Raw genomic sequence first — 4065 nt, 5'->3', positions numbered from 1 at the left:
ACCCACGACGCCGAGGAGGCCATGGCCATGGCCGACGACCTGCTGCTCATGAGCGAGGGCCGCATCCTCCAGACCGGCTCTCCGGAGGCGTGCTATCTGAACCCGGTGTCGCTCGATGCGGCCCGGCTGCTGGGCGACGTCGAGGTCCTGCCGGCCCGCGTGTCCGGAGGCCGGGCCGAGACCGCCTTCGGCGCGGCGCCTGCGCCCGGCATCCAGGACGGCGCGGCCAGCGTGATGGTGCGGCCCGAGGGACTCCTGCCCGGGGACGAGATCCAGGCCGACGTCTCGGACGTCCGGTTTGTCGGCTCGGCCTGGCGGGCCACGCTCAGCGCGGGAGGCGTGTCCGTCCGCGCCCGCCTGACGGAGCGACCCGAGGCGCGCATGGGCGTTCGCCTCGACCCGAGCCGCACGCGGGTCTTCCCCTAGCAGAACGGCCGCGCCCCTTTCGGGACGCGGCCGCTGATTTCGCGTGACGTGACGCCTTAGCGGTACTGCTGGATCCGCGTGGTGCGCAGGCCCTGCATGCCCCAGCGGTCGATCGACCGCTGCCAGCCAAGGAACTCCTCGGTGGTCAGGCGATAGCGCTCGCAGGCCTCTTCCAGGCTGAGCAAGCCCCCGCGCACGGCGGAGACGACCTCGGCCTTGCGCCGGATCACCCAGCGCTCGGTTTCAGGCGGGGGGAGATCGTTGAGCGTCAAAGCAGCCCCCGTCGGGCCGATGACGTAGCGTTCGCCCTTACCGTTGACTCGCTGTTCCTGAAGCATGGGCTTTTCGCCTCTCGCACCACCATCACTGAGGGGAGAATAGCCAAGCCCACTGAACGTCCGTTTAAGCGCCTTGGTGAATCACATCTGAATCGGAGAGCCGCGTTCCTCATACTTTATTCACGCCCCCTAAACTGCATCTTTATCTCAGTTACTCAGTTGTTATTACCGCTTCACCCGGATCAGCTCTTCGAGCATCTCGTCCGCGGTGGTGATGATCTTGGAAGAGGCCGAATAGGCCCGCTGGGTGGTGATCAGGCCGGTGAACTCGGCCGACAGGTCCACCGTCGACGCCTCGAGCTGGTTCGGCGCGATCAGCCCCGCCCCGCCGGTGCCGGGCACCTTGAGATTGAACGTGCCTGACCCGTCCGAGACGCGGAAAGCGTTGCCATTGACGGGCATGAGGCTGTCCGGGCTGGGGAAGGTGGCCAGCGCCACCTGGGCGATCCGGCGCGTGACTCCGTTGTCGAAGACGGCCGTGACGAAGCCTTCCTCGTCGATCTCGATGTTGGTCAGGTTCCCGAAGGCAGTGCCGTTGGTGATCACGGCCTGGACCACCGACTGGCTGTCGTACTGGGTCAGGCCGCCCGCGGCCGAGTTGAGGTTGAAGTTCACGACCTGCTCGGCGACGCCCAGGCCGCTGGCCCAGGCCACCTGGCCGGCCGCTGGCGCACCGGAGTCCGAAGCGCCGAAGGTCAGGGTGGCGTTTTCCGGATCCGGGAACAGGGCTCCGGCGCCCAGGGCCTGCATGGCCTCGACGTCCAGGCGCCCGTCCTGGGTGAAGGCCACGATACCGGTGCGGATCTGGCCGTTCGCCAGACCGGCGCCCGACACCACGTCAGAGGCCGGGATGGCGCGGACCTCGGCGTACCACTGGTTCGGAACGTCGCTCTTCAGGAAGGAGATGGCGATCGTCCGCTTGCCGCCCTTGGAGTCCGAGATGGGCACCTGGAGCTCGAAGTCCGGTCGCACGCCATCGCCGGTCTCGGCGTCGTACATGGCCATGGAGTTGGTCAACGGGTCATAGGCGGCCAGTTCGTCCGAGGTCGGCTGGCTCGACAGCAGGTTGGCGTTCAGGGACACGCGGGTCGTCGGCTCGGCGGCGCCGCCCACGGCGCCGACGTTGATCGACCCCAGGCGCGACAGGTCCGACGGATCGACCGCGATCACCCCTTCGCTGTCGGCGATCCAGCCCTGAAGGAACAGTCCGGCCGAGTTGCGCAGATAGCCGAGGTTGTCGACCGCAAAGGAGCCCGCCCGCGTGAACAGACGGGCGTCGGTTGCCGTGAGATTCTCGGAATTCTCCGTGACCACGAAGAAGCCCTGGCCGGAGATGCCGAGGTCCGTCGAGGAGTTGGTGCGCTGGAGCAGACCTTCCTGGGTGACGAAATGCCGGGCGTGGGCCAGCACCCCGCCGGCCGAGTAGCCGCGCGCCGCGCCGCCCGTCACGATGGTCTGGAAGTCCACCTGACTACGCTTGTATCCGACGGTGTTCACGTTCGCGATGTTGTCGGAGATCGCGGCGAGGGCGGCGGAGTTGGCGGTGAGGCCCGAGACCCCCGCCAGCATGGCGCTGTTGATGCTCATGGTCGTCTACTCCCGGAAATTCAAAGCAGCTTCAGAGGGTTGATCGCGCCGGCCAGAGAGGCCAGCTCGTCGATGGGGTTGAGAAGGTCGAGCGCGCCGGACATCAGTCGTGAGGCGGCCGAGGGCTGGTCGTCATCGTCCGCAGCGGCCTGGGCGCGCGGCGCGTTGACACTGATGATCTGGGACATCGGCAGGATCGAACCGCCGACGGTCACGTAGGGCACGCCGTCATAGAGCTCGACTGCGGACACCACGCCGCGGATCAGCACCTGCGAAGTGACGGCCTGGCCGCCGGCGGTCGTGGCGGAGACGCGCAGCGTATAGACGCCGCCGTCAGGCAGCTGGGCGCCGGAGCTGTCCCGTCCGTCCCAGGTGAAGTCGTGGACACCGGTCTGGAGGTCCGTGGCCGGCCCCGTCCAGACGACCCGGCCGGTGGAGTCGAGCACGTCCAGCCGCGCCTCGGCGGCGTTCGCCGCCAGTTCGTAGCTCCAGGTCGCTGCGCCGTCGTCGAGACGGACCGCTGAGCCCGCGGCCACGATCTCCTTGCCGATGTAGTGAACGGCGGAGTCGAGACCGACCGAGCCCTGATTGACCAGGGCCTGAAGCAGGTCGTTGGTCAGCAGCTGCTGCTCCACGCCAGCCATCTGCGTCAGCTGGGCGGTGAAGTCGTTGGAATCGAGCGGCGAGAGCGGGTCCTGGTTCTTGAGCTGCGTCGTGAGCAGCTTGAGAAAGGTCTCGAAGTTCGAAACCAGATTGGTCCGGCCGGCGGCCGTGACGCTGCTCGATCCGATGGCGTCGACGGGCATGGTCAGATCCTCACGTCCAGGCCAAGGCGGTTGAGGGACCGCAGGACCGGCTGCGCCTCTGCGTCGGCGAGCTCGGCTTCGCGGGCGGACCGGGCGAAGGGATCACGGTCTCCGGCGTCGCGGCGGCCACGCCCTTCCCTGTCGGCGAAATCCAGCGCGTCGTCGGCCAGCTGGAATCCGGCGTCCTCAAGATTGCGGCGCAGTTCGTCGGCGCGGCCTCGCAGGTCGGCCGCGGCCGCAGGATTGTCGAAGGCAAGGCGGGCGGCCACGCGCCCCTCGGCGTCGATGTCCAGGCGCACGTCCACGCGGCCCATGTCGGCGGGGTGCAGCTCCATCTCGAAGCGGGTGGAGCGGCCCTCGAGCCGGCGGATGATCTGGGCGGCGACCTGGGTGACGGCGTCGAAGGACTGGCGCTGGACAGCGGCCGCGTCGGGCCGCGCCGGCTGGGGTGCGATGGCTTCGCGCGTCGAGACCGGAAGCACGTCGATTCCGTCCTCGAGCGGGGCGTCCGGGGCGGTCTCCGCGACCTCGCCTGTCTCGGCTGCTCCGCGTGGGCTCGCCGCCGTCTCGGAACGAGCCGCGCCGGTATCGGGAGTGGGAGCGCCGGCGCGGGCGGGCGTCGCGGGAGATGGCTCCGAACCGCTCGGAGCGGTTGGCAGGCTGGAGAGCTGGACGTCCGGGGCGGACGCCTCCTTGCCCTCGACAGGCTGGGGCGGCGTGACCTCAGGCGCTTCGGCGACCATGCGCCGGATCGTCTCGGCGGCGCCGTCCGCGCGCGCCTGGCCCGTTACGGCGGCGAGAAGGCTCAGCGTGGTCGGGCTCGGCCGGCCGGCTTCCGCCGGGAGGATCAGTGGACCGTGCGGTTTCGCCGCCGTCTCCAGGCCGCCAGGCAGCACCAGCGGGCGTTC

The 4065-nt window shown here is 69.2% G+C and carries 4 protein-coding genes and 1 pseudogene; 1 reads left to right on the top strand and 4 read right to left on the bottom strand.

The genetic code is table 11. The annotated features are described in order from the left end of the window. Positions 1 to 426: pseudogene (locus tag Q0M60_RS01555) on the top strand (hypothetical protein); the annotation flags it as partial. A gap of 56 nt (positions 427 to 482) precedes the next feature. Here the strand turns inward: Q0M60_RS01555 and Q0M60_RS01550 are convergent. The 4 genes from Q0M60_RS01550 to Q0M60_RS01535 all read right to left on the bottom strand — a co-directional run. Then, positions 483 to 764 (bottom strand): DUF1153 domain-containing protein, encoded by a 282-nt coding sequence (locus Q0M60_RS01550; RefSeq protein ID WP_296815054.1) that lies wholly within the window; start codon positions 762 to 764, stop codon positions 483 to 485. A gap of 165 nt (positions 765 to 929) precedes the next feature. Beyond that, positions 930 to 2351, bottom strand: a complete 1422-nt coding sequence (locus tag Q0M60_RS01545; RefSeq protein WP_296815051.1) for a flagellar hook protein FlgE — start codon at positions 2349 to 2351, stop codon at positions 930 to 932. 20 nt (positions 2352 to 2371) lie between these two features. Beyond that, positions 2372 to 3157, bottom strand: coding sequence for a flagellar hook assembly protein FlgD (locus Q0M60_RS01540; RefSeq protein WP_296815048.1), 786 nt, complete (start codon positions 3155 to 3157; stop codon positions 2372 to 2374). 2 nt (positions 3158 to 3159) lie between these two features. Then, the coding region (locus Q0M60_RS01535; RefSeq protein WP_296815047.1) for a flagellar hook-length control protein FliK at positions 3160 to 4065 on the bottom strand (906 nt) is incomplete at its 5' end.

This window comes from Brevundimonas sp. (assembly GCF_024711105.1).
Classification (GTDB): Bacteria; Pseudomonadota; Alphaproteobacteria; order Caulobacterales; family Caulobacteraceae; genus Brevundimonas.
Note: the sequence above shows the minus strand (reverse complement) of the source record. Positions and strands in the feature narration are given on the sequence as shown.

Bases quoted from the DNA above. Each gene is read 5' to 3' on its own strand.
- Q0M60_RS01550 (WP_296815054.1), bottom strand. From the start codon at position 764: ATGCTTCAGGAACAGCGAGTCAACGGTAAGGGCGAACGCTACGTCATC.
- Q0M60_RS01545 (WP_296815051.1), bottom strand. From the start codon at position 2,351: ATGAGCATCAACAGCGCCATGCTGGCGGGGGTCTCGGGCCTCACCGCC.
- Q0M60_RS01540 (WP_296815048.1), bottom strand. From the start codon at position 3,157: ATGCCCGTCGACGCCATCGGATCGAGCAGCGTCACGGCCGCCGGCCGG.